Below are 26,169 nucleotides of genomic sequence, written 5' to 3' on the forward strand. Positions count from 1 at the left end.
ATCAGTGGGAAATATCAATAGCATGCCATCAACCAAAGCCATGATGATGGTTTGTTTCATAAAAACAGTAGATTTTAAAGCGAAAACAGCCTCGAAGTATCATCTCGACCGTAGTGGAGAGATCTTTTAACATAGTCAAAAGATCTCTCCATTCCGTCACACTCCAGTCGAGATGACGCCCCTTTTACTCTAATCTGTTAATCATGGCGGAGTTCGAATCTTCAAACCTAAATATTAAAAAAAACCGCAAACGTCTACAAAAACAAAAAATTACATCATATTACATTTATTTTTCCACATTCGTTCAAATTAACATTAAGTTAATCTGATAATAAGGCAATTGCATATACATTTGTTATAAACAAAACTAACTATATGAAAAAACCTTTACTTCTCATTTTATTTTTTCTGGTTTTTGTTAACTATTTATCTGCCCAGGTTTCATTAACGGCAATAAACACAGCTAAATCAGAAAATTTTGATGGTATGACGGCAACCGGGAATTCAACAGTTACCGGATGGAGCGCCGTTAAAGCCAGCGGCACCAGCGCCGCTGCCGTTGGTTCGGCCTTAACCTTAGCAGTTTACACCACTTCGTCAAATAGCGGTGCCGCTTATAATGCTGGCACAGCCGGGGCTGCCGATCGCTCCTTTGGAAGTCTGGCTTCCGGCGCTTTAGTACCCAGATTTGGTGCCGCATTCCAGAACAATACAGGTACAACAGTAACCTCAATTGATTTGTCGGGCGTTATGGAACAATGGAGATCGGGTTCAAACGCTACCGTAAACGAAAAACTAAATTTCGAATACAGCTTTAATGCCACTGGCATTGCCGATGCTTCGGCTACCTGGCTACCGCTTTCCGATATGGACCTTAACGAGAAGTTAACTACCACTACCTCAGCAGCTGGTGTTGATGGGAACCTAGCAGCTAACCAAACGGCTATTTCAGGAAGTATTACTGCCATTACCTGGGCAAATGGTGCTACGCTTTATATCCGCTGGACAGATACCGACGATTTAGGAAGCGACGGCATTTACACGATTGACGACTTTAGCATCACCCCAAAAGGCAGCGCTACCGCAACACCGGTTCTTTCAGCTTCAAATACGACATTGGTTTTTGGCGATCAAAACATCAATTCAAATGCTGCCTCACAAAGTTATACTTTAGGAGGCGCCAATTTAACTGCTGGCGTTTCTGTAAACACAACAGCACCTTTTTCTGTTTCGAAAGACAATATTACTTTTAGCAATTCCATCAGCTATACTGCGGGCGAAGTTTCCGCATCACCATTGGTGTATGTACGTTTTAGTCCAACAGTTGCGGGCAACGCCAGTGGCAATATTGCCAATACCAGCATCGGTGCCAGTCCTGTTAACGTTACGGTAAGCGGAAACGGCTTATCAACTATTTTAACGGTAAACCAAACCGCTTTCGATTTTGGTTCCCAAAATACGGGCACCAATACTACCGCGCAAACTTTTAACCTCAGCGCAACAGGTTTAACTGATGTGGTAAATGTGACCACAACAGCACCTTTTTATCTTTCGAAAGACAATGTAACCTATAGCACCGCTTTAGTTTATACTGCGACTGAGCTGGCCACAAGCAAAACGGTATCGGCTCGTTTTAGCCCTACAACAACAGGCCCGGCATCAGGTAATATCAGTATTTCGAGTACTGGTGCAAGCACGCAGAGCATTACCACAACAGGTATAGGCACCACGCCGCCTGTCGCAGCTACACATATTGTAATCTCCGAAGTGTATGGCGGTGGCGGAAATACCGGCGCGACTTATAAAAACGACTTTATCGAATTATATAACCCGGGTAATACCGCGGTTGAGTTAACCGGCTGGAGTGTGCAGTATTTAAATGCTACCGGTACAGGTACCTGGGCCAAAACAGATTTAACCGGCAGTATACCAGCAAAAAGTTTCTATTTAGTTCAGGAAGCTGTTGGCGCGGGCGGAACGGTTAATTTACCTGCACCAGATGCAATCGGAACCTTAACCCTATCGGGTACAACCGGAAAAGTAATTTTAAGCAATTCGAACGTGCTTTTAACAGGTGCCAATCCATCAACCGCGGCAGTGGTAGATAAAGTGGGTTTTGGTCCAACGGCCACAGGTTTCGAAACCGCACCTACCCCATTAATCTCAAATACCACTTCTATTGAACGTAAAGCAAGCGCCACTTCAACAGCGGCTACTTTAGCGGCTGGGGGAGCAGAAGAATTTAACGGTAATGGTTACGATACCGATAACAACAGTACCGATTTTGTGGTTACTGCTCCTAATCCTCAAAATAGCAGCATCAAAGAACCAACTGGTGCTAACCATGTGGTTATTTCTGAAGTTTATGGTGGCGGTGGCAACTCGGGCGCAGTTTATAAAAACGATTTCATCGAGTTATACAATCCAACACTTAGCGCGGTAGATTTAACAGGCTGGAGCGTACAATACGCCAGCGCAACAGGTACAGGCAACTGGACAGTAACAACATTATCTGGTTCCATTGCACCAAAAGGATTTTACCTCATTCAGCAATCGGCAGGTACAGGAGGTACCACCAACCTGCCAACACCTGATAAAATCGGTACCATTACCATGGGTGGTACCGCAGGTAAAGTATTATTGAGCAATAGTACAACCGCACAAACCGGCGCTTTACCAACAGGATCAGCAGTGATCGATCTGGTAGGTTTTGGCGCTACAGCCAACGGCTTCGAAGGCACCGCCCCTGCACCTGCGCCAAGCAATACGTCATCTATAGAAAGAAAAGCAAGTGCCACCTCTGATGTCACCACCATGGGCACTGGCGGAACAGAAGAGTTTGCCGGTAACGGATACGATAGCGATCAAAATGCTGCCGATTTTATTGTAAGAACACCGAATCCACAGAACAGTTCGGTAACAGAACCTGTTTCAACTTCAGGTCCCTACCTGGTGGTTACGCCAAAAACTTTGGCGTTCAGCAATCAGGCCATCAATACTACATCAGCTTCAAAAAGTTATGTATTGGCTGGAGGTAACTTAACTAATGCCACTACGTTAACCACTGCCGCACCTTATTCTATTTCCAAAGATAACGTTACTTTTTCTACTACCTTAAGTTATAGTGTGGCTGATTTAGCCAACAACCAAACGGTGTATGTAAAATTCAGTCCAACGGCGGTAGGCAATTCAACCGGTGCCGTTTTACACAGCAGCGCAGGTGCAACTGCTGTTTCTCTGTCATTAACCGGTCCGGCCGTAGATCCTAACCAAACTGCCTTCAATTTCGAAAACTGTACCACGGTAGGCAGTGCAGCCTTATCAGATGGTTTTTATCAATACAGCGTAACTGGTCCGCAAACCTGGGGCTGCACCACTACTTTTGGTCACGATGCTTCCGATCCAACCGGTGCGGGCAGTGCAGGTAACGCCCTGCAGATTAATGGTTACTCAGGCGGAAACATCCTTAACGAAGACTGGTTAATTTCTCCGGCCTTAAATATTTCATCATTCAATTACGCCATTTTATCCTTCTGGACCAGATCTGCTTTCGCAGGAGATAAACTGCAGTTAAAAATCTCGACCAACTATACGGGTTCAGGTAATCCTGCGCTGGCCACCTGGACCAACCTGGATGGTAAATTCCCTGAAACCGGTAGCGATAAATGGACCAAATCAGATAATATCGATTTATCAGCCTACAAAGCTACACCTGTTTATGTAGCTATTGTGTATAATTCTACCACTTCATCGGCCAGCCGCTGGACCGTTGATGATTTTGCCGTAACCAATTCGAACACACCTCCAGCGGTTGATATTAGCACTTCGCCTTCGGGCATCAATTTTGGCTTCCAGGCGGCCAATACCACTTCAGCAGCAAATACATTTGGTTTTTCTGCAGGCAACCTAACGGGCGATGTTACCTTAACTGCTCCTGCTAACTTCTCGCTATCTAAAACCAGTAGTGGAACCTATAGCAATACCATCTCTTATCCAAAAGCCGACATTAACAATACTTCGTCAACTGTTTATGTGAAATTTTCGCCAGCAGCGGCGAATACCAGTTATACCGGTAATGTAACTATTGCCACTTCCGGTTCTGCAAATAAAACCATTGCTTTAAGCGGAAACACCTTCGATGTTGCCAGTACGCTTGAAGTGGTCAACTGGAACATCGAATGGTTTGGCAGCCCGGCACAGGATCCATCAAACGATGCCTTACAGGCCGCAAATGTTAAAACAGTGGTCAACAATATCAATGCAGATATTTATGGTTTTGCAGAGGTAGTAGATACCACTTTGTTCAGAAATACGGTTTTACCGGCAGGCTATAACGTGGTGTTCAGCGAGTTCGGATCATACGCCGATAATAAAACCGATGCCGATTATCCGCTGGCACAAAAACTGGCTTTTATGTACCGCAGCGACCTGATTAAACCCATTTCTACCCTTGGCATTTTAAGAGACACCTATAACCCGGCCGCACCTTCAACCAGTGCCGATGGTACGCCTTACAAAAACTGGTCTTCAGGCCGTTTCCCTTATATGATGCAGGCGCAGGTGAAGATCAATAATAAACTAGATACGGTTTATTTCGTAGAGATTCATGCCAAGGCCAATACCGGTACCACTGCCGATCAGATTGATTCCTACAATCGCAGAAAAGCGGGGAACAAACAATTGAAAGACTGGCTGGATGCCAACCTTGCGGGCAAAAAAATCATCATCCTGGGCGATTTTAACGATGTATTGGATGCCGATAAAACCATTGCGCCTATGCCTGCAGGTACCGGTACGTCCTACTCTGATTTTACGCAGGATGCAGCCAATTATTTCCCGGTTACCCTGCCTTTAAGTTTAGCCGGAAAACAGTCAACCGCTGGCTTTAATACCGTAATTGATAACGTGATTATTAGCAAAAACCTTAACCTCAACTACATCCCGGCATCGGCCGAGGTTTTGGATGCAGTTAAAAACCTGGTTACCAATTACAGTTCTACCACAACCGATCATTACCCGATTAGAACGAGATATTTATTTGGCAATGGCGCCCCTACAATCGATGCGCTACAAAACCAGTCTGTTTGTTATAGCCCGGCTAACCAAACGATTGCCTTAAGCGGAATTTCTGCCGGTCCGGAAACTACGCAAAATACCACCCTTGCTGTTTCTTCAGATAATGCCAACCTGTTCGATGTGTTAACCATAGCAGCAAACGGTGCCGATAAAGGAACCATTACTTATCACTTAAAAAACAATGTGAGTGGGGTAGCCAATATCACGGTTACCGTAATGGATAATGGAGGTACAGATTTTGGAGGAGTAGATAAAACCACCAAAACTTTTAAGTTAACGGTAATTTCAACAGCTACGGCCGGCATTTCGGGTACAGCCGCAGTTTGTGTGAGCGGAACGCCACAAACCATCACCTTTACCGGTGCAAACGGAACTGCACCTTATACATTTACCTACAATATTAATGGTGGCGCCAACCAAATGGTAAGTACTACCGCAGCAAATGCATCGGTAACGGTTTCGGCACCCACTAATGTAGCTGGTACCTTTGCCTATAATTTAGTAAACGTTAAAGATGCAAACTGTGGTCAGGCACAAACCGGAACGGCTACCATAACCGTAAATGTTTTACCAGTAGTTTCCATCAGCAGCAATAAAGGGCTAACCATCTCTAAAGGCGATGTTATTGTGTTAACGGCAACAGGCGGTGGACAGTATAGCTGGACAGGTGCCGATATCACTAGCGGACAAAACACGGCATCGGCAACCATTAGGCCAAAACAAAGCGGCACTTATAAAGTAACCGTAACCAACGCCAGCGGTTGTGTAAGCGATCAGACCATTTCGATAACCGTAACCGAAGATTATAAACTGGAAGCCAGTACCGTAATTACACCAAATGGTGATGGGTATAATGACAAATTTATCGTCAAAAACATCGATTATTATCCCAACAATACCTTAAAAATATTCGATAAAGCCGGACGGATTTTATACACCAAACAAACCTATGCAAACGATTGGGACGGAACCATAAACGGTAGTCCTTTAAACGAAGGTACTTACTATTACATTATCGATCTCGGTAAGGGCATTGGTACATTTAAAGGTTATATCAACATCATTAGAGACTAATTACAGACATGAAAGCAATTATTAAAAACATAAAGCAAATGCGTCGCGTAACGTTTCTATTTGCAGCCAGTACAGTATTAGCCTGCAGCGTAAAGGCACAGATTCTTCCGCTCAATGCGCAATACTTTCAAAACCGTTACCTGGTTAACCCATCAATGGCGGGTATCAGCGAAGGTTTTAACATCAACGGAAGTTTCCGCAAACAGTGGTCGAACATTCCGGGGGCACCCATTACCCAAAGTGTAACGCTAGATCAGCAGGTAAACAAAGTGGGTTGGGGTGTAAACATCTACAACGAAAAATCAGGAGGCATCCAGCGCACCAAAGCTGTTGGAACTTTTGCCTACCACCTGCCCTTAAGCAGTGACGATCAGAAACTAAACTTCGGGATCTCCTTTGGTGCCAGTCAGGATAAACTGGATATGAGCAGCGTAAGAAACAGCGATATCAATGACCCATCCATTGCCCGTTTTAACGACAGGGGTTATTACCTGGATGGCGATTTCGGGATTTCTTATACCTCAAAAGGATTAACGGTTGAAGGTGCTGTGCCCAATATGCGTTCTGTTTTCAGGAAAGATGATTTAAACTACGCTGATAAACCTACATTTTATTCAGCTATTGGCTATAAGTTTATGCTGGGTTCGGGCATAAACGGCATCAGCCTGGAGCCTAAAGGCGTATTCAGGGGCATCAAAAATTACAAAAATTTATGGGATGCCGGTCTAAATGCCAATTTCGCTAACGATAAACTGTATGTGATGGCCATGTACCACAACACGCAGAATGCTACGGTTGGTTTTGGCATGAATTACAAGTCGACTTTATATTTCATGGCGTATTACAATACCGCCACTTCAGCGATCAGCGGTTATACCGATGGCGATTTCGAAGTGAATATCAGAGTAAATATTGGCAAGAAACCATAATTTAAGCGACTGTCGTCATCCTCGCGCAAGCGGGGATCTTAATACAACGTTTAACAGATTCTGAAACAAATTTAGATTGATGTTAAAACTAAAAGCCGCAGATCGAAAGGTCTGTGGCTTTTTTGGCTTTTATTATTCTTTGATCCTTTACTGCGCTCAGGATCTTTCGAAACCCTTCTCCTTACCACCCCCGCCCCTCCTAAATCAGGAGGGGAGCTCCCCTCATAGTTTCAAAGGAATCGATCCACGGATAATGTTTATGCTCCATGCTATCCGCACCCTACTACCGGCCTAGGAGATGATGGAAGGAGATCCTTCGACTACGCTCAGGACGTTAAAGCTTTTGCACCTCCTTTCAACCTACCACTGCCCAGAGGCAGCACGCCCTCCCCGATTCTTCATCGGGGCTTGTGCTGACGACCTCAAAGCTTTGACGAATTTATCCGACATCAGATCCAAGCCTTGATTTTTGGTTACCTTTTTATCAAGGAAAAAGGACTAGCCCAGGCGGCAGTGAGCCGAGAAAAGACCGAGCCTAGGACAAAACCTATATTGTCATTCTGAACGCAGTGAAGAATCCGTAGGCTCTGCGAAGCAAATCTTTAGATCAAAAGATCCTTCGTACCTCAGGATGACAGCTAGAGAGGAATTCCCTCTGCACCCTACTACCGGCCTGGCAGATTTTCGCAGGAAAAAGCACGGAAATCTTTGCACTCCCTTTCATACCCCACGGCCCAAGGCAGGATCAAAGCGGGAGCGGTGGAATAAGCCGAGGTAAGAGCCTCGATGCTGCCGCAAATAAGATTTCCGTAGCTTTTTACAAGGAAGGATGCAAGCCTTGGGCTTTTGTTACTTTTGGGCCAAGCCAAAAGTAAGGGTCCTTCGGTGGCTAACCGAGGCAAGCCCAAAACGAGGGACTTAAAGAGCATTCTCTTCATAACCACCCCCGCCCCTCCTAAATCAGGAGGGGAGTTGCCCCTCAAAGTTTCAAAGCTCAATCCATGTATGCTGTTTATGCACCACGCTATCTGCACCCTGCTAGCGGCCTAGGAGATGATGGAAGGAGATCCTTCGACTACGCTCAGGACGTTAAAGCTTTTGCACCTCCTTTCAACCTACCACTGCCCAGAGGCAGCACGCCCTCCCCGATCCTTCATCGGGGCTTGTGCTGACGACCTCAAAGCTTTGACGAATTTATCCGACATCAGATCCAAGCCTTGATTTTTTGGTCCCTTTTTCATCAAGGAAAAAGGACTAGCCCCTCGGCGGCGGTGAGCCGAGAAAAGATCGAGCCTAGGACAAAACCTACATTGTCATCCTGAACGCAGTGAAAAACCCGTAGACGCTGCGAAGCAAATCTTCAGATCAAAAGATCCTTCGTACCTCAGGATGACAGCTAGAGAAGAATTCCCTCTACTCCCTGCAATCCGGCCTAGCAGATTTCCGCCGGAAAAAGCACGGAAATCTTTGCACTCCCCCTCATAACCCCACAACCCAAGGCAGGATCAAAGCGGCGGTGTAGCCGTACCGATTTTACATCGGTAGTGGAATAAGCCGAGGTAAGAGCCTCGATGCTGCCGCAATTAAGATTTCCGTAGGTTTTTACAAGAATTGCGCAGCAATCTTTTATACCTATAAAAAACAATATGAACCCATAAAAAACGGATGCAAGCCTTTAAGTTATGCCTTGGTATTTATTGTTTTTAATGGCAGGCATGCTTTCGCTGCGCTCAGGTTTGTTTCTTTTCTATCAAGAGAAAAGAAAGAGCCTCTCGGCGGCGGTGAGCCGAGGCAAGCCCGAGCCAAGGACAAACCTTCAATTGTCATTCTGAGCGCAGTGAAGAATCTCAGCAAAAGATCCTTCGTACCTCAGGATGACAGAAAAGAAAGGAAAACAAGTGCGACTTCGCAGGATAGATACTGAAATAATTCAGCATAACGATCGCGATAGATTAAGCTGATAAAATGGATTGCAGTCCAAATTAGACGAACGATTCCCTACGAAAAGCACGTCCGTTACCCTACTTTTCACTACTTTTACCCCTATGCCTAAACTCATCAATTTAGAAGTATTTCAGCGTTTCTTCCGCTCCGGACAAGTGGGCGGTTTTTTATTACTGATCTGCGTAGTCATCTCGCTGATTATTGCGAATACCGCATCCAAAGAAAGCTTCGAAAGCTTTTTAGCTACCAAATTAGGCTTTGGTGATGTAAACTACAGCATCCTCGCCTGGATCAACGACGCCTTAATGGCTATATTTTTCCTTTTGGTCGGGCTCGAAATCAAACGCGAACTCCTGGAGGGCGAGCTCTCCTCCATTAAAAGTGCAGCCCTACCTGTAATCGCCGCTTTAGGAGGCATGCTCGTACCCGCCCTCATTTATACCCTGTTCAATAACAATACAGAAACTGCAGGTGGCTGGGGCATCCCCATGGCTACCGATATTGCCTTTGCCCTTGCCATTATTGCCATGCTCGGTAAAAGCGTACCCACCAGTTTAAAAATATTTCTGGCCGCATTAGCCATTGTAGATGATCTTGGTGCCATTCTCGTCATCGCCATCTTCTACACCCAACAGATTCATTTCGAATACCTGGCCATGGCAGGAGGCATTCTTTTGCTTTTAGCGTTAATGAACTACTTCGGTGTAAAGCAACTCGTATTTTACCTCATCCCCGGTGTATTCCTCTGGTATTTCATCCACCACTCCGGTATCCATGCCACCATTGCCGGGGTATTGCTGGCTTTCACCATCCCAACCAACGAAACGGACGAAAAATCGCCTTTAGAAAAACTGGAGCATTTTTTAACCACTCCCGTTAATTACATCATTATGCCCGTTTTTGCTTTAGCGAATACCAATATCACTTTCCAGATAGAGATGCTTACCGGATTGGTTTCACCGCTGGGATTCGGCATTATCGTAGGTTTATTTGCAGGTAAAACCATTGGCGTAACCTTTTTCAGTTGGTTAGCCGTGAAACTGAAATGGGCCGACTTACCCACCGGCGCAGGCTGGAAACATGTACTGGGCTTGGGCATGCTCGCCGGAATAGGCTTTACCATGTCGATATTTATTTCATTGCTTTCTTTCAGCGAAGCACTCCATGTATCAGAAGCGAAGTTTGCGATATTAACAGCTTCGATATTATCAGGTGTGGTGGGTTTTGTGTTTTTGAAATCGGTCAAAGCTCAAAAATTAACCACAGAGGCCACAAAGTAAAACACGGAGGAACACAGCGCCCCTATCCGCGTATCGGCACCTTTCCCCTGAAAGGGAAAGGACTGAAAGAGAATTCTATTCCTAACCGCCCGCCCCTCCTAAATCAGGAGGAGAGTTCCCCTCATCGTTTAGAAATGATTTACAGAAAGAAAATCCGTCATCCTCGCGCAGGCGGGGATCTTAATGCAACACCCTATAAATCATGAAATAAGTTTAGATTTATAATAAAACAAAAGCTGCTTTTTTGTCATCCTGAGCGAAGCGAAGGATCTTTTAAATCAGAACTAATTACCACCCCCGCCCCTCCTAAATTAGGAGGGGAGTTCCCCTCATTGTTTAGAAATGATTTACGGAAAGAAAATCCGTCATCCTCGCGCAGGCGGGGATCTTAATGCAACAGCTTATAGATCCTGTGCTTCATGCGATCTGCTCTCTGCTATCGGCACCATGCTACCGGCCTCGCAGATTTTCGCCGGAAAAAGCACGGAAATCTTTGCACCCCCACTTCATACCCCACAGCCCAAGGCAGGATCAAAGCGGGAGCGGTGGAACAAAGCAAGGGCTAAGAGCCTCGATGCTGCCGCAATAAAGATTTCCGTAGGTTTTTACAAGGAAGGATGCAAGCCTTGGGTTTTTGTTACTTTTGGATCAAGCCAAAAGTAAGAGCCCCCTCGGCGGCGGTGGACCTGTACCGATTTTTCATCGGTAGCCGAGGCAAGACTGCGCGAAGGGCAAGAAAATCTTTGATTGTCATTCTGAACGCATTGAAGAACCCGTAGGCTCTGCGAAGCAAATCTTTCAATCAAAAGATCCTTCGTACCTCAGGATGACAGGAACTAAAAAAGACAATGAAAACGTACCTTAGCATTAAGGATCCCACCTGTGCGGGATCCGGTAGTCATCGGATGAAGACCACTACTAAACCTAAAACAGCTAGTTCTTTAAGCGCTTTGCCAACTCCCTCTCACCACCCCCACGACCTTAACCGAAGTACGCCCGTCTCCCGATAGCAATCGGGACCAAGGGCCGGCTGAATCAAAAAAACAGGTGCAGACTAGCACCACTAGCACTACCAAACCTCAAACGCAGTGAGTTTTGTGTCTCATGTTTGCAGTCATCGGATGACGACCATATTAGAACCTATCCTTATGATCCACGCTATCTGCACCCTGCTACCGGCCTCACAGATTTCCGCCGGAAAAAGCACGGAAATCTTTGCACTCCCCCTCATAACCCCACAACCCAAGGCAGGATCAAAGCGAGCGCGGGGGATACAAAGCCAAGGTAAGAGCCTCGATGCTGCCGCAATAAAGATTTCCGTAGGTTTTTACAAGGAAGGATGCAAGCCTTGGGTTTTTGTTTCTTTTGGGCCAAGCCAAAAGAAAGAGCCCTTCGGCGGCGGTGAGCCGAGGCAAGACTGCGCGAAGGGCAAGAAAATCTTTGATTGTCATTCTGAACGCAGTGAAGAACCCGTAGGCTCTGCGAAGCAAATCTTTCAATCAAAAGATCCTTCGTACCTCAGGATGACAGGAACTAAAAAAGACAATGAAAACGTACCTTAGCATTAAGGATCCCACCTGTGCGGGATCCGGTAGTCATCGGATGAAGACCACTACTAAACCTTAAACAGCTAGTTCTTTAAGCGCTTTGCCAACTCCCTTTCACCCCCCCACAACCCTTACCGAAGTACGCCCGTCAATCCCAAGGGCCAGAAAAATCAAAAAAACAGTTGCAGATCAGCACTACCAGCACTACCAAACCTCAAACGCAGTGAGTTTTGTGTCACGGGGAACCTACTAACTTTCACTAACCACAACCCGACACAAAACAAAGTGCCGCTGTTTTTTTGATGGGCATCAGCTTGCGCAAAAGGCCCATTGCTGGATTGACGAAGCGCTTTGGGTACTTTGGCGCGACAAAGTACCATGCCCCCGCGGCATAGAGCGAAAAAAAACTTATCCCCTCTTCACTTCATACCACCTCTCAACCCCCTCAACAAACCTCTCAAAAAACTCGCTATAATACCCTTTCGGCACCTGTACCCTAAAATTAACCCTGCTAAAAAACCAAACCAGTTTATAATCCATTTCCGCCTCAAGCAAATACCATAAATAAGGTTTAGCCCTGTCGCAAACCAAAAACAAGCTAGACTTATCGGTATTCATGTGCAGCAGTTTACCTTTTACTTTAAGCTTTAGCTGCAGTTCGTAATAATCACCCTCATCTTTTAACACAAATCTTAAAACAGGCACCTCCATCGTAAAATCAACCAGTTTCATATCCCGCATTACAGGTTTGCCCGTAACATTGCGCAGGCCATAAGTATAAAAGTAATGCGTAAAACGCTGTTGCATCAATAAAGGCAAAGCTTTGTGCCATAACTTAAACAGGGCGAGTTGATTGGCATCGTTAACCGCTTTAACTTTAGCCGCAGTTTCGGGCTGGTGACTATTCGCACTAAACCGTATGGCCACCAGCGGTTTCATGGCGAAGCAAATGCTGTTCAGCTCCTCCTGTTGTGGCGAGAAGCTGATGCCATCCACATCGTTCGGATTCAACACGAAACGTTTAAAAGATTTTACCGTTTTAAGGTAAGCCGTAGCCGCAAAAACATAAGGAATTAAAAAAGGATAATGGTTGCTGTTGAAATGCTGCAGATCGGTATTAGCAAAACAATAACCAATGCTCACCGGTGCCAACCGTGCCATCGCATGTTTACCCGACAGCCTTTCACGCGGTACCACCACCCGTTCCGTAACATCAGGCAAATCATCACCAGGCCTAAACAAACCGCTAAACTTTTTCTTCAAGGTAATAGCGAAACCGCCAGGTTTTTTAACCACATCTACATAGCTCGACCGCTTGTTACCCAAAGCAAAACATGCCGGCCAGTAATATTCCTGAAAATCGCAGTAACCGCTCCGCATCATAGCCTGCAAAGTAAGGTAAGCGTGACGCCCAAGGTAGCTTTCATCAGTATCAACACTACAGCTCACCAGCAGATGATCGTATTCTACCGCAATGTAAACCCTTTCTGGCGCCTCATTTTCCAATTTAACGGTAACGATCAACAAACCCTGGTCAAAAGAAAGCGATTGTATGGCCAACGGCTCAGGTTTTTTGCCTACACTAAAGGTGCTGTGCAATCCGATTACTATCGGATCGATAGCTATCCGTTCCAGCACCGCTAATCTTAACACCCTGCTCCCCTTTTCAAAAGGCAGTTGATAAAACCGCGACAGCGGTTTCCCTGTAACTAGCGCAGGCTCCTCTTTCGCCTTTTCTACTGGTTTTAATAGGTTATTTTTCATATCTTCATGCTTAATACACGCAATTTCCGACAGAAAAACCGGGTACCGAACTACAGGCAATTGTTTAAAACAATTAGGTAGTTGTTTCTTACCACACGAAAAATTTAGATATATTTGGCTATGGAAACTGCTCAAAAACCCAACCGCACACATATAGGCCGTAAAATTAGCCGCATCCGCGAATTGCGTGGAATGAAACAGGAAAGCCTTGCTACAGCACTCGGCATTAGCCAGCAGGCCATTAGTAAATTAGAACAAAGCGAAGAAATTGAAGATAGCACTTTAGAAAAAGTGGCAAAGGTGTTGGGGGTAAGTGCGGAAGCGATTAAGAATTACTCTGATGAGGCTATGTTTACTTCTATCAACAACTTCCATGATAACAGTACTAATCAAGGACAGCAAATAGGCTCAAACAACGTTTGTAATTTTAATCCACTTGATGAATTAATCAAAGCACTAGATGCAAACAAAGAATTGTACGAAAGATTATTGGCTAGCGAAAAAGAGAAAGTGGAGATATTAAAGAATAAATAAAAGGTAGTTAAAGGCTTTGAAGAATAGTTAAATGATAGAATTAACCAATTTTTCCTCGATTTCTTTACTATAGTTTTTTAGTTGAATCAAGCAACCTTCTAAATCACTCTTCAAAATTAGAGCGTCCTCAATTCCATAACGAAAATTGTTAAGCTTGTAATGTTCAATGGTGGTCGTCGCATTTCTTATATTAGCGATGAAGGAATTTTGATTTACCTTATCATTAGCATTTATAGATTTTACCTTTTTAAATAGAGGAATCAAGAAATCATTATGAAGCTTTTGAACATCTACTCTACCACTTCCTACGTAGGTTTCAAAAGCAGGAAAATAATCCGCCCAAATAACATTCATCGAAGGATCTGTATGACAAAATTTGGGAAAATTTGAATATAGTTCATCAACATATATTTTCATTTGATCTTGCCTTTTTCCTATAGCCCTGATATTGCTTTCATTTGACGCAAATGCTTGCTTTAGTCTTTGCTCTAAAAAGTCAAAATAATTTAATAGACTAATATATTTTCTAATTGTTATTTGATCATTTTCAAAAAGAAATATATAGGCCTCAAAGATATCTTGGTTATCTATGTCTGTTAGTCGTTTAAGCTGATTTGATGCGAGTATTTTAACCAGATGGTATTCATAAGGGTTGTTTAAAATTTCTTCTCCTTGTAAGAGAAAATTTTCAACTTGTTTTTCTGTTGTAGATATTACTTCTTTCAACAAAATTGCTAAAAATTTCATTCTACCAATTAAGTAATCTCGCCTTTTATCTTCATCGACTTTCTTCTCATGTCTTATAGTTTTCGTAAAGATTCTCCAAGCAATGATAACCCCAATAGCTGCTGATAGGACAGAGATAAACAAATTTTCCCAAAATGTACCTCCACCATCAGGATAATAAAAATTTCCAATCTTAAACATTCCCTGTCGATTTTTTTTTAAAAAAATTTAAGTTTTATTCTCCGTTTTCTCAAACTCACTTACTATCTCTTCAAAACTAGCCAAGCCAGCTTCGATATTATCAATAATCTATAGTGCCAAAACATCAAGGATCAGTCGGCCTAATTAAGATTTTTCAAACCTTTATTAAAAATCTCCTTTACCATTCCAAACATCATTGCTGAAAAATCTTCTTTAAATTCCTTGTTGTCCGAATATAGTTTATAGAGATCAAAATTCGTTGTAACGTGTTTCAATAACTCTTCACTAACTACTTTATCGCTAGTTATTCTGGCATTTTGATCATCTGAATGTTTGATTGAAGTAATTAGCTCTTGATTTTTAGCTACGTTACTTGCAATGTTTTCAGCCATTTGCCGAACCTTATCAGCATCTTCAAACTGAGTACCATAACGGTCATTGAATGACTGTAGAATATTTGATAGTCTATCAGTCTCAGCTTGATTTATTCCACCTCTCATGTCGGTGGGGATTGGCTTCAAATCTTTTCCTTTCCCCAATGCAATTTCCGTTGTCCCTTGCAACTGAAGTCGATAACTATCCATGTCAATATTATCTAAAATACCTTTTCCTAAATCATTTGGGGTATCGCCACCTAACTTGTTTTGCAGGTGATTCAAAAAAATGTAAAGTCTTTCTAAGTATGGGTTTTCAAATTCTACAATTTGAGAAAGGAAAATATACAAGCGAACATAAGTCTTAACTTTTGCTCTAAAATCTATTTGTTGTTCCTCTGATAAATCTTTTTTAAAAATTGCTGATGAACTGTCAAGCATTGCATGAAGTTGGTCAATGGGAACACTAGCCAAAATCTTTTCTGAAAATTCAATAATTTGTTCTTTTGTGTAAACCTGATGATTATCCAAAGCATCTTGCAAGTCAAACAATTTATTTGGGTCTGTTGCTTCACCTAAAAAGGTGCTTTCAAAATATGGCTTAAAGGCCTTTTCAATGTCATCTACTGAGTTTGCAAAGTCTAAAACAAACGTGTCTTTTTTTAGCGGATGACTTCTGTTAAGTCTTGAAAGAGTTTGAACCGCATTTACACCTCCTAATTTTTTATCTACATACATTGTATGCAAAAGAGGTTGGTCAAATCCAGTTTGAAATTTATCAGCAACTAACAAAAAGCGATATTCGTTTTTCTCAAATTCCGTAGGAATTGAGCTGCTTGAAAATCCGTTTAGTTTTGCTTCTGTTTGTTCATCAATTTCTCCAGAGAACGCCACAATAGCCTTGTACGGACTATTTATCTTGTTCAAATAACTGTCAAATATTTTTTTATACTTTACTGCGTTAGCTCTTGTGCTAGTTACCAACATTGCTTTTGCAAAACCGCCCATTCTTTTTTTACGAATTACATTTTCCATAAAATGCTCTATAATCAAAATAGCTTTCTTTTTTATGGCATGTTCGTGACTTTCTACATAAGCTTTTAATTTCTTTTGGGCTCTAAGTTTGTCGTATTCGGGGTCATCTTCAATTTTTTTAAGCAAAGCGTAATAACTTTGATACGTAGTATAATTCTGTAAAACATCCATTATGAAGCCTTCTTCAATGGCTTGTTTCATGGAATACAAATGAAAAGCTCTGAACTTTGTTTTTCCTCCCTCCTCAAATGGAACGCCAAATAATTCCAACGTTTTATTCTTAGGCGTTGCAGTAAATGCAAAGTAACTGGCATTTGGCAATAACTTTCTTGACTTTACTAAAGCCCTAATTAAATCTTCTCCTGTGATTGTTTCCTCAGCATCTTCAACATCAACCATGCTCGTAATTTCTTCCAAATCTTCATCTAATTCGAATTGCGTAGCATGGTTAAAATTTAGTTTAGACAGAGTTTCATTGAGTTTTCTTGCCATTTGTCCACTCAAACTACTGTGAGCCTCGTCAATTATAATGGCAAAGTTTGTTCCTGGTAATTCGCCAATTTCTTCAACAATGTGAGGGAACTTTTGAATAGTGGTAATGATAATCTTTTTACCTTCTTCTAATGCTTCCATTAATTGTTTACTTCCTTCTGTGATGGCTTCAACAAGCCCGTTAACTTGCTGAAACTGTTTGATGTTGTTTCTGATTTGAGCATCTAAAACTCTACGGTCAGTTACTACAATTACCGTATCAAAAATATTTTCTTTGCCAGACTTGTCATGCAAACCAACCACCTGATGAGCCAACCAAGAAATAGAATTTGATTTTCCTGAACCAGCCGAATGTTGAATTAGATATTTTTGACCTGAACCTTTTTCCTGTGCATCGGCTAAAAGGTTTCTGACTGCAAATAATTGATGATAACGAGGGAAAATTAATTTCTTTTCTTTCTTTATTTTTATTTTCCCATTTTCATCTAAATATTCTTTTTCCTCTGTTATTAATTGGCAGAAGTTCTGAGCAATGTTGGTCAGACTATTTTTTGTCAAAATCTCTTTCCACAAATAGTCTGTTTTAATTCCGTCTTTCGGCGGATTTCCTGCACCGTTGTTGTAACCCTTATTAAATGGTAAGAAATAAGATTTCTCCTTTTTGAGTTGGGTACACATCCAAATTTCTTCAGTATCAACAGCAAAATTTACCATTAATCTTCCCAAACGGAATAATTCTTCATTTGGGTTTCGGTCGTATTTGTATTGCTCTATAGCATGTTGAACATTTTGTTTGGTCAATTCATTTTTCAACTCAAATGATATTACTGGTATACCATTGATGAAAATCATCATATCCAGCGACTTCTTATCTTTAGGAGAAAAATAAACCTGACGCATTACCGAAAACAAATTTGCTTGATACAATGCATTTGCATCTGCATTGTAGACAGAAACTGGTTTGTCATAAAACAAATTCAATTTGGTATCTGTAAAGCCATCCGTAATTCCTTTTCTTAAAACTTCAATTACACCCTTTGTCTGTATTTGGTCGTTTAGACGTTTTATTATTTTTTGTTCATAAAGGTCTTTGTGGAATGTTTTAAGTTTGGCTACTGCTTTAGGTTGTGTTGTTTCCAAAAATTGAAATACCAATTCTTTGTCTAAACAAGAAACATTGTCGTAAACTTTGTTTTCACGAAGCAAATACTTGTTCTCTTCAATCAAATATTGAGAGATGTGACGTTCCAAGCCATTTTCTGTTGTGTCTGTTTGTTTAGTCATTATTCCATTTCTTGTTTTTTATATTCAGCTTCTTCTTTTTCTTCAGCTACAAAATTCATTTCTTCAAAAGCTTCTTCTTCAATAGTTGACAAGTTGAATTTTCTTACGTCAATTTTTCCAGTCACAACTTCAGCGACAATAGCATCTTTGTATTCATTAATTAATTTTATCTCTTTGGTGAAAATTGCAACTTGCTTCTCATATTGCTCAATATGTTTTAGACAAATGGCAAGGTCTTCAATCTTTGGAATAGGAATTAAAAGCTCTGAAAAGTCGGTCCAACTTACATTTTTGCCATCACGAATTCCGGTAATTGCTGTATTAAGCTGGTTAATAAATTGCTTCGTTTTGAATAAATATCGGTAAAACTGGATGTATTCATATTTAGAATATTCAGTTTCTAATCTTATTATAGTATATGCTGGACTTATTATGCCTCTATAGCTTGAAAACTCTATGCCGCCTTGAAAGCTTCGAAGACTGATTACAAAGTCATTTGGTTCAACCAATTTTTGTCCTTCAATGCCAGTAGTTGGCGAAACAAAATTTTCATCACACATTGATTTTAGCAATACACCTCTTTTTTGTGTTGCTGCAAGTAGTGGTTCGTCAGGATGATTTGTTTCCTTAAATTCTTTGAAAATTCGTTTTGCCTTTTCAACTTTCCAAGTGTGATTAATAAACGGCCAAAATATACTTTCGGGTTCATCGCTTGAACTTTCAGACTTTTGAATAGATGTATTTATTCTTTCAAGCATCTGTTTTAGAAGCAATTCCTTTTTAAAGATTAGCTTCTCAATCTTAGAAGTTTTGAAATCAAGATAATTTGCAATTTTGATTTGTTCTTCCTTTTCGGGAACTAAAATGGTTTCTCGTCCAAACTCTTTAAATGCTAAGGACTGCCTAACACCACCACCAAGATTGTAGAAGTATTTTATCTTATCAAGAAAATGCAGTTGGTAATAAAAGTATTTTGAATAAATATCTGCTTTAGGTGATAAACCTATATAGGCATTTGTAATAATTCCTTTTTCGTTGGCGTAGCCAACCCTCAACGATTTTTTGTCATTCTGTAAATCGGTAAAACGCAAAACAATGTATCCTTTATCAATTATCTGATAACCTTCAAAAGATGCAGGTACCAATCCAGTGGCGTTGTCTATGTCTTTGCGTTTCAGTTTGCCATAACTAAGCGAAAGTAAATTCCTTTCAAGAAGTCCAATGTTTTTGTTCTTGTTGTCGGCAAACAGCATACGCAATTCAGTTTCCTGCCAATGGCTCGGTATCTGCTCTTGCCAAAGCGTTTTGGATGGCTTATAATTTGGATATTTCGCCTTGCTCATTATGCCACAATCTCATTTAGTAAACCATCCGTTTCTTTTTCCAACAGCATAATATCTTCTTCAATATCAGCGAGGTCTCTCAAAGGTTCGTGCTTGTAAAAATATTTGGTAAATGAAATTTCATACCCGACTTTCATTTTCTTGTCATCATACCAGGCATCATGGGCAAAAGGCAGAACTTCTCTTTTGAAATAATCCTTAATGCTTTCTTTCATTGGTACTTTCTCGAAGTCTTTTAATTCGCTGTCTGATTTTGGATTCCCTTTTGCATCAAGTACAATTTTTCCTTTCTCGTCTCTTTCAGGTTGATGAACAGTAATTTGATAAAAGCCAAAATCTGTATTTTCGAATATTTTGGAATATTTGTTTTCTTTAAATGCAAAGTACAACTCTTGAATTTTGACAATATGTTCGGGCAAAAGTTCTAAACGCTTTTCTCCTAGTGGTTTTCGCATGCTTTTGTAGAACTCTTCCGTTGAGGCATTAATTAACTGCACTTTACCTTTACGATGCTCATCTTTTACGTTTGTGATAATCCACACATAAGTTGCAATACCTGTATTATAGAAAATATCATTTGGTAATTGAATTATGCATTCCAATAAATCATTTTCTAAAATGTATTGTCTAATCCCACTTTCACCGCTTCCAGCATCACCAGTGAAAAGGGCAGAGCCATTTTGAACAGAAGCAATTCTGCTTCCTCCATCTTTAGGGTCTTTCATTTTTGAAAGCATGTGAAGCATGAACATTAATTGTCCATCATTGCTTCGTGAGGTCAAACAGTTTTCTTCTAGTTCGCCTTTAAAGTTTTTAATTTTAAGATTGAAGCGTTTATCAACGATACTGATTTTCTTTTCTGTACCAACATTCAAATTATCAATATCCTGCTTCCAACTTGTTCCGTATGGTGGATTAGTCAGCATGAAATTGAATTTCAAATCCGCTTCAAAACCATATTCGCTAAGCGTTGAGCCAAATTTTATTTTGTCGGGATCTTCGCCTTTCAGCAACATATCTGATTTACAAGTGGCGTACATTTCGCCAGTATTCTCTTGCCCGTATAAATGGAAAGTTGCTTTTGACTTTATTTCTCCTTCGGGATTTGTTGCAAAAAATTTCGATTGTGTAAGCATTGCGCCCGAACCGGCACATGGGTCGTAAACCAAAAAAGTTCCTTTTTGAATTTTGTCTTTAACTGGCAGATAAACCAAATGGGTCATTAACTCAATAATCTCCCTCGGCGTAAAGTGTCGCCCAACTGCTGCGTTAGTTTTTTCGTTAAATCTTCGGATTAAGTCCTCAAACATATAGCCCATTGCCATTGGCGATATTTTGTCGGGGCTTAACTCAACTCTTGGATTGCAGAATTTTTCAATGAGCGAAAAAGTTATGCCTGTATCTTCAAATGTCTTTAACTGATTTCGGAATTTAAATTTTGTTATTATGTCTTGGACGTTTTCAGAAAACCCATTCAAGTAGTCCAAAAAGTTAGTGTCAATATTTTTTGGGTCGGCAAGCAGTTTTTTCATAGTGAACCGCGAAGTGTTGTAAAATGCTAAACCACTACCATGTAATTCACTTGTTAAGAGCCCGGAAATATTATTAATCTTGCTTTTAAACTCATCATACGTTTTCAAAACCTTCGTTTTGGTTGATTCGAGAGCTAAGTCCAAACGCCTCAGAACAGTCATTGGGAGTATAACATCTTGGTACTGATTTTCTAGAAATTTATTGATTAAGACATCGTCTGCAACTGTCCAAATGAAGTTAATGATCGGTTGGAGGGATTGTTTATTTATACTCATTACCTAGTTCAATTTAATATCTGCAAAACTAAGGTAATTTTTGATTAAGCAATTATCCACAGGAACTTCATCCATTCCATTTAATTCGTTTACAATAAAACTAAACACCTCTGAGTAATTGTAATTTTGCTAAGGATAATATTTGCAATCATCCTGGTGAACCTCATAATCGCCATTGTCATGTTGGTTTAATTTTAATCTATAATCTGCCATAAGGTTTGGTTTCAAATCTGGCGGCAATATAGCAGATTACCTTTAATGATATAATCTGTGTTTTATTCGATTTAAACGAACTTTGATAGGGCTATTTCAGCCACTATCAAATTCGTCAGTTTGGAGTTGCGGTTCTCCTTTAATATTTCAATAAATATCTTACTTGTCAATTTAGTAGCTAAGATAGTGTAATGTTCCGATTTTTTTGACAATCAAAAATCTTCTTATATTCTACAAAAGTGAGTTGCTCAGCTTTTTTATTTCTTTGATTAACTAAGTTCTTATTGTCAACAATGGCTTTCAAACAATCTTCAATTACTCCCATTTTCAAGAATGGAATCAAAAAATCTTTATAGTCAATAGTCATATCGTAAGGGACAACAATCTCAATAAGTTCTTCATTAGAATTCTCGACCAATACACACTCTTTCTTTGCAATGAGTTTTATATATTTTAAAAATCATCCTCATCCTTAATAATTGCAGGCTTTTCTATATAGTCTAAAGCATTTTTCTTTCAGCACCAAAGTTTTTTTTACTAATCGTTTTCCAACTAATAACGCCAAGTATTTTCCCCTGAAAACTCATTACGGGAAGTTGCGAAAAATCGTTCAAGGGTATAAGCGTTTTAGCTTTTGTCAAATCGTCTGTTTCTAAACAAGTAACTACTTTAAAATTTTTTGGTATAACAGACGATACTTTGAAGCTTTTAATATCCATTAAAAATAAATTAATTTTCGTGGCAAATAATTTTATGATTAAAATTTAAGCATTATAACTGAGGTTCAGTTTTAGCAATTTCAAATTCCCCATCTATATCGGAATGCTTCAACTGCTTTTTTAACTCTGCCAAATAAGGTCTTATCGATGCTTCGAGCAAATTTATATTCTTAATCAAGAAATTAATAATTTGTGTCCAATCTTCTTCATTAAAATAATTCACATGTTGTAAAGCGAAAGATATCCTTGAGCTTTTCTGATCATCCGCTCGCTCCCAGTTAAGCGGGGAACCGAAAGACTTTTCAATCTCATTTCTGTATTGAGATAGTACATCAAAAAGTTTTTTATTTTCTTCAGCACTACTTCTTCCCAAATACAATAAAACACATGCATAGTTCATTGTTATAACCAATTGATAAGAAATGCCGCTAATATTTGCACCTCCCGCAACAAGCCAATGATCCTTTGTAGCACTCGAATTTTGGAATAGTGATGATTGCCCTTTTATTTTACTGAGCAGCTGTCCCCAAAAAGCAAGTCTAACCCTGTGCCTATTTTTAGCTTCTTCTTCAGTTCGAACTTCTTCTTGAGCCTTGCTTGCCATCGATATCATATAATCTTGTGCATCTTTTATAGGAATAATCTGGTCAAGAGTTAAGAATAATTGTTCGTTTAGTTCAAAAGGTGTGGCTTTAAAACACTTAAGCTGAATATTAAATCTCATTAGCCAAAGTACTGTTGCAGTAACCTCTTTGCGGAAATTCGCAGCAATAAAAATGATTCTCTGAGTACCACCTTTATTTAGATTTATTTCTGAATAGTCTGTACGATCAAAAAACTCAGACAATAGCAAAGTAGCTGACTTACTATTTCCTTTCGATGTTAAATAACTTTGAAATATTTCTTCAATTTGATCTTTAGTCAGACTACTACAATAAGCTGCATATTTTAAGGCTTGCCATGTTACATCTTTCCCTGAATCATCAAGCTTGTTTTCAATAACAACAAGATTACCCGCTTTATCTAATGCAAGCAAATCCAACCGCTCGTAAGTTTCCAAAAAACCACTAAATTCTTTTTGTATAATCAATAGCTCCTCACCGAGCGCACTTGGATTATCGGCAATCCATTCTTGCAAATGTGCTCGCTCTTTTATTCCCAGCGCTGTAAATGTTCTTTTTACTAATGGCTGTATAGAATTTGTTTCTTTATTGATCAGATACATTTTAAATTTTATAAATTATTGGAAGTCTTTCGTTATTTAGACACTTTGTACTGGTATATGCCAATCTAATCCAGGATGCAAATCAGCAAGTTTCTTTATTTTGTTAAAGGCGTCAATAAACCAATTTTCAATATCTTCCTCCATAGTCTCAGAGCTAATAAAATCAGACATCGGCTTTGAAAGTTCCAGACAGGTAGAACCATCATTAAAACCATCATTAAAATCAGCAAGAAGCTTTTTGAAGTCATCAATTTTGGGGTTTTCGTTAGGTGTCCAAATCCAAACGGTAAGATGTGGATAGGTAGTAAATTTAAAGCCAACACCCAATTCTGAATAATGAGTGCCGAAAAGATAATCTTTCCAAAAAACATGGCGACTATGTATTTTAATCTGCGCCATATTTTTGGCCATTTTTGATTCTCCAAACATGGAGTGGAACCGTGGCCTTAGCTTATCTAAATAAGCATCCATTTTCGATAAGGCGGGGTTAAAATTTTCGAGTGCAAGTATTTCTTGCAGTGTAAAGTCTGTTGAGTTACCCATTTTATTTATTTCTAAAAATTCTAGAAAAATTCTAATTAATTCCTGATCGCTCCATGAAGATAAAAAATTAGCTATGTTGCACCATCTGAACTGCTTAAATTCATGTTCGGTAATGTGTGCCTTATCTTGATAGAACTTTGTACAAAATCGCAGATAGGTTTTTTCATGCTGTTTTAAACCGTCAAGCACTTTACAATAGTTTGAGAGCTGTCCAAATCCTTCTCCAGAATGTACCTTGTTTTCTAAAAAGCATATAGATTCTTCATTACGGAATACCATATCTATTCTACAAAATGAACGTCCATTTTCTAAAAACGAAAATGTTTCCTGCGAAGAAACACTAAAACCACTGCCAGGAATTTTAAGGATTTCATTTACAAATTGATTTCTGATCTCAGAATTTTCTTGTAATATATTAACTAAAATCTCTGTTGAAAAATCTTCCAAAGGCGTCTTAAGCCCGTTCGAACGGTAAAGCTTGATTAGAGATACAAATAGATTCATTGAGCGTATTAATTCCTAAATAGCTTTTCAACCTTAATTCTTAAGGTGTAAGCAGCCAAAAATTATGATTATTATTTAAATTCGGATCATTTTTTTTCAAACTACTCATTTCTAGTATCAGATAATACAGAAATAAATACACTTTGATCTTTACTACAAGTCAAGTAACGTTTTGAAATAATTTTTGGCCTGATTTATATGTGCCACATGGTATAAAAGTTTCGGTTTCTTTAGCACCACCAACTTCATTTTGTTTACTACAAGCCAATAGGCTTACACTTAAAAACAGTACATAATAGAGTCTTGTCATGATGCCAAGATATATAGCCGCTGGATTTAATTTTTACGGTTTCCCTTATCCCTTCAAAAAAAAAATCTCTCCACTCCTTTCAGTTGTAAAGAAAATAATATTAACTTAATGCCAATTAATCCAATTTATTTACTTTTTAAAACTACATGTTATGTCTAAAACGAATGAGACCGGCCACGCCAAAAATGTAGCCAATTTCGAAACCCTCTTAAGTTATGTAACCGGTTATGGTGCCGTGTACAATCCCAGCAATGCCAACATCCAGCTGAGCAGTTTAACCGAGAAAGCCGCCGCAGCCAAAACCATTAACGAGCAGGTGCACGATGCTGCCGCTAAAAACAGCAATGCCATAGCCCTGCGCGATCTGGCTTTTGCACCCTTAAAAAAGTTGAGTACCCGTGTGCTGAGCGCCGTTAAGGCCAACAGTGTACCGCAACAGGTATTGGATAATGCCGTTAGCCACCACCGCAAAATACAGGGGCAAAGGGCAACAGCCAAACTCACCGCCGAAGAAAAAAATAACCTGGCCGCCAGCGGAGAGGTGGTTAACCAGGTTTCGGCCTCGCAACAGAGTTACGATAACCTGCTCGATACGTTGGATAAGCAGATTAAACTCTTAGCCACCATACCCCAGTATGCACCTAACGAGGTAGATTTGCAGCTGGCCAGCCTCACCAGTTTATATAACGATTTATTGCAGAAAAACCGCGATGTGGTAGCCAATACCTCGCAGTTGAGTACCCTACGCATTAACCGCAATAATGCGCTTTACGATGCAGAAACCGGGATTGTTGCGCTGGCGCAGGATGTGAAAAATTACGCAAAATCTGTTTTCGGCTCAACCAGCCCCCAATACAAACAGATTTCGGGTATTCCGGTACGAAACCTGAACTAAAACACCCATAATACCCTAAAAAAAATCATCCCTAATTTATTTCCTCCTTCCAATAACAGGCACCTAAACGGGTTGCTGTTTCTCTTTTAATGCAATGTTTAACTATAAACAGCTCATTGCATCTCCTCAACGATCTTCCTATATCCCCAAGACAACCAACTATACCCCTAAACGATCTACTATAACCCCTAAACTATCGACTGCAACCTCTGAACTATCGACCGCAACGTCTGAACTATCGACTGCAACCTCTGAACCATCAACCGCAACCTCTGAACTATCGACCGCGACCTCTGAACTATCGACCGCAACGTCTGAACTATCGACCGCAACGGCTGAACTATCGACT

At 40.4% G+C, this 26,169-nt stretch carries 14 protein-coding genes; 6 read left to right on the forward strand and 8 right to left on the reverse strand.

What is annotated here, in order from left to right; all coding sequences use genetic code 11:
* Positions 1 to 375 precede the first annotated feature (375 nt).
* The 4 genes from ACIQXP_RS00145 (at position 376) to ACIQXP_RS00160 (ending at position 11,865) form a co-directional block, all read left to right on the forward strand.
* Positions 376 to 6,150, forward strand: a complete 5,775-nt coding sequence (locus ACIQXP_RS00145; RefSeq protein ID WP_387504489.1) for a lamin tail domain-containing protein — start codon at positions 376 to 378, stop codon at positions 6,148 to 6,150.
* Between the two features lie 8 nt (positions 6,151 to 6,158).
* Complete coding sequence (locus ACIQXP_RS00150; RefSeq protein WP_387504488.1) at positions 6,159 to 7,079, forward strand: PorP/SprF family type IX secretion system membrane protein; 921 nt, start codon at positions 6,159 to 6,161, stop codon at positions 7,077 to 7,079.
* Positions 7,080 to 9,124: 2,045 nt separating this feature from the next.
* Positions 9,125 to 10,303, forward strand: a complete 1,179-nt coding sequence (nhaA, locus tag ACIQXP_RS00155) for a Na+/H+ antiporter NhaA (protein WP_387504487.1) — start codon at positions 9,125 to 9,127, stop codon at positions 10,301 to 10,303.
* Positions 10,304 to 11,451: 1,148 nt separating this feature from the next.
* Positions 11,452 to 11,865, forward strand: coding sequence for a hypothetical protein (locus ACIQXP_RS00160; protein WP_387504486.1), 414 nt, complete (start codon positions 11,452 to 11,454; stop codon positions 11,863 to 11,865).
* A 393-nt stretch (positions 11,866 to 12,258) separates the two neighbouring features.
* Here ACIQXP_RS00160 and ACIQXP_RS00165 read toward each other — a convergent pair whose 3' ends face one another.
* Positions 12,259 to 13,614: a hypothetical protein gene (locus tag ACIQXP_RS00165; RefSeq protein ID WP_387504485.1), complete on the reverse strand. Its 1,356-nt coding sequence runs from the start codon at positions 13,612 to 13,614 to the stop codon at positions 12,259 to 12,261.
* 120 nt (positions 13,615 to 13,734) lie between these two features.
* On the opposite strand from ACIQXP_RS00165, the gene ACIQXP_RS00170 reads away from it, so the two are divergent.
* Positions 13,735 to 14,148 carry a helix-turn-helix domain-containing protein gene (locus tag ACIQXP_RS00170; protein ID WP_387504484.1) on the forward strand — a complete coding sequence of 138 codons (414 nt, stop codon included), beginning with the start codon at positions 13,735 to 13,737 and terminating at the stop codon, positions 14,146 to 14,148.
* Positions 14,149 to 14,175: 27 nt separating this feature from the next.
* Here ACIQXP_RS00170 and ACIQXP_RS00175 read toward each other — a convergent pair whose 3' ends face one another.
* From ACIQXP_RS00175 to ACIQXP_RS00205, 7 genes are all read right to left on the reverse strand, one after another.
* On the reverse strand, positions 14,176 to 15,075 hold the full coding sequence (locus ACIQXP_RS00175) for a hypothetical protein (protein ID WP_387504483.1): 900 nt from the start codon (positions 15,073 to 15,075) through the stop codon (positions 14,176 to 14,178).
* A gap of 140 nt (positions 15,076 to 15,215) precedes the next feature.
* Positions 15,216 to 18,260: a type I restriction endonuclease subunit R gene (locus ACIQXP_RS00180; RefSeq protein WP_387504482.1), complete on the reverse strand. Its 3,045-nt coding sequence runs from the start codon at positions 18,258 to 18,260 to the stop codon at positions 15,216 to 15,218.
* Entirely contained in the window at positions 18,260 to 19,603 is a 1,344-nt protein-coding gene (locus tag ACIQXP_RS00185; protein WP_387504481.1) for a restriction endonuclease subunit S, read from the reverse strand. Before ACIQXP_RS00185 ends, ACIQXP_RS00180 begins: the two co-directional genes overlap by 1 nt.
* Entirely contained in the window at positions 19,603 to 21,411 is a 1,809-nt protein-coding gene (locus ACIQXP_RS00190; RefSeq protein WP_387504480.1) for a class I SAM-dependent DNA methyltransferase, read from the reverse strand. The genes ACIQXP_RS00185 and ACIQXP_RS00190 overlap by 1 nt, the downstream gene beginning before the upstream one ends.
* A gap of 713 nt (positions 21,412 to 22,124) precedes the next feature.
* Entirely contained in the window at positions 22,125 to 22,343 is a 219-nt protein-coding gene (locus tag ACIQXP_RS00195) for a CBS domain-containing protein (RefSeq protein ID WP_387504478.1), read from the reverse strand.
* A 52-nt stretch (positions 22,344 to 22,395) separates the two neighbouring features.
* Positions 22,396 to 23,568, reverse strand: a complete 1,173-nt coding sequence (locus ACIQXP_RS00200; protein WP_387504476.1) for a DUF4268 domain-containing protein — start codon at positions 23,566 to 23,568, stop codon at positions 22,396 to 22,398.
* A gap of 36 nt (positions 23,569 to 23,604) precedes the next feature.
* On the reverse strand, positions 23,605 to 24,615 hold the full coding sequence (locus tag ACIQXP_RS00205) for a PD-(D/E)XK nuclease family protein (protein ID WP_387504474.1): 1,011 nt from the start codon (positions 24,613 to 24,615) through the stop codon (positions 23,605 to 23,607).
* 461 nt (positions 24,616 to 25,076) lie between these two features.
* Here ACIQXP_RS00205 and ACIQXP_RS00210 point away from each other — a divergent pair, with 461 nt between their 5' ends.
* Positions 25,077 to 25,820 carry a hypothetical protein gene (locus ACIQXP_RS00210; RefSeq protein ID WP_387504473.1) on the forward strand — a complete coding sequence of 248 codons (744 nt, stop codon included), beginning with the start codon at positions 25,077 to 25,079 and terminating at the stop codon, positions 25,818 to 25,820.
* Positions 25,821 to 26,169 lie beyond the last annotated feature (349 nt).

This window comes from Pedobacter suwonensis, from assembly GCF_044762335.1.
GTDB lineage: Bacteria > Bacteroidota > Bacteroidia > Sphingobacteriales > Sphingobacteriaceae > Pedobacter.